Source organism: Castellaniella sp. GW247-6E4 (assembly GCF_040276065.1).
Lineage (GTDB): Bacteria > Pseudomonadota > Gammaproteobacteria > Burkholderiales > Burkholderiaceae_B > Castellaniella.
In genome coordinates, this window is the sequence record NZ_JBELOI010000037.1 from 1 (window position 1) to 1,641 (window position 1,641).

Annotated in this window: 3 protein-coding genes; 2 read left to right on the forward strand and 1 reads right to left on the reverse strand. The window is 52.0% G+C overall.

Annotated elements, in window-relative coordinates:
• Nucleotides 1-20: 20 nt before the first annotated feature.
• Nucleotides 21-308, reverse strand: coding sequence for a putative metallopeptidase (locus ABS761_RS16955; protein ID WP_502881459.1), 288 nt, complete (start codon nucleotides 306-308; stop codon nucleotides 21-23).
• 215 nt (nucleotides 309-523) lie between these two features.
• Here ABS761_RS16955 and ABS761_RS16810 point away from each other — a divergent pair, with 215 nt between their 5' ends.
• Both ABS761_RS16810 and ABS761_RS16815 read left to right on the forward strand, forming a co-directional pair.
• Entirely contained in the window at nucleotides 524-778 is a 255-nt protein-coding gene (locus ABS761_RS16810; RefSeq protein WP_350409540.1) for a type II toxin-antitoxin system RelE family toxin, read from the forward strand.
• Nucleotides 762-1,091, forward strand: coding sequence for a helix-turn-helix domain-containing protein (locus ABS761_RS16815; protein ID WP_350409541.1), 330 nt, complete (start codon nucleotides 762-764; stop codon nucleotides 1,089-1,091). The genes ABS761_RS16810 and ABS761_RS16815 overlap by 17 nt, the downstream gene beginning before the upstream one ends.
• The last annotated feature ends 550 nt before the right edge of the window (nucleotides 1,092-1,641 follow it).

Genomic DNA, 1,641 nt, shown 5'->3' on the forward strand with positions numbered 1-1,641 from the left:
CCCAGGGAGTTCAGGCGCCATCAGGATTTATCAACCCAAGGGTGATTCTGTGTCCGGTAATACGGGGGCAAATCCACCGCTTCGACCAAGCGCATCACCTCAGGGCTTGCACCATATCGCCGCACTACGCCCACGAATTCCTCGACATCGTGGGAACGAAGCATCAATTTCGGGAGACCTTCTTTTGTGAATTTCGGAGCCCCAAACTCATCCTTCGCTTGTCCTATATGCGAAAGCTCGTGTTCGAGCAGTGCACAGAACTCAGCATGCCCAGCATGTCGTAAAAGGCTCAGAGGCGCCCCACAGATTGAGTTTGATTCAGAAGGCGCTTCTTATGATCTCAGGGGGCTAGGGCCGAATCAGCGAGCTGCTTACGCTCGCAAACTCCAAAAACCGCGCCCCGCGAATCTCTCGACTCAGCGGGGCGCGAAAAGCAGCGGTGGCTGCAGAGGAGACAACGTTAATATAAGATTAATGGCAAATAAACCTTGCGTAGCCTTATAATTAATCTTATAATTACCTTATGAACTCGATAAACTGGTCAACCAAAGCAATCAAGCAGCTCTTGAAGATCAACCGCCCTGAGCAGGTTGCGATCAAGAACGCCGCCGGTGAGCTGGCGACGATGCCGCAGACCAGCAACGTGAAGGCACTGACCAATCACAAGTACCAGTACCGCCTACGGGTTGGCAACTACCGAGTGTTTTTTAACTTCGATGGCGCCGTACACATCGTCTACATCGAGGAAGTGAGGAAACGCGATGAACGCACCTATTAATATTCAGATCATCAACGGGGCTGACGGAAAGCCCGCCTTCGTGGTGATCCCTTACGATGAATACGTAAAGCCTCGTGAAGGCTCAGAGACCTACGTGCCTCATGAGGTCGTATCCATGATGGTCGATAACGAGTGGAGCATTGCGCGAGCTTGGCGTGAACACCTGGGCGTTACCCAGCAAGAAATGGCTCAGCGCTTGGGTGTCTCTCAATCCGCCTACTCTCAGCAAGAATCTACGGGCAGGCTGCGCAAGGCAAGCCGCGAGAAGATTGCCGCCGCGCTCGGTATCAGCCCTCTTCAATTGGATGTTTGAGCGGCCCTCAGAATGCAAAAACCCCGCTGACTAGGCGGGGTTCTCTAGAAAATCGGCTGACAACTCGACAGCCTACGGGGTTTATTGTGGTTCAGTCCGGACAGTCTCGCAAGGTGTCCGGACAAAATAATTGGTCGGTAATTCATAGTGTCCGCCCATCCAATGTGAGAGTTGCTTGTGGGCATAGTCTAAATGGGCGTAATAGACCGTCCTCGACATCTTGATTTGAGCTTGATGCGTGTGTGCTGGCGATGGATCGGGAGTTTCTGGACAGGGTATAGGTTTTGGGTGTGGTATTTCTATGACAACCGTTCTTTTTCCTGCTGTTTTGCGAGGAGTACTTTCGCTTTTTCCTTGCGGGTAAGTATGCCAATCGAACTAGGGAAGGTCTGATCAAGCCGATTTCAGAATCCGCTTTTCCGTAAGCTCCCCTGTCAAGTAGACAACGATCGGTAGAGTTTCGGAGCAAGGGCTTGACGTCCTCCCAAAACATGGACAGCCCTAAGCTGAAGAATCCGACATGTTTCGGGTCGTGGTGATATGCCTGGCA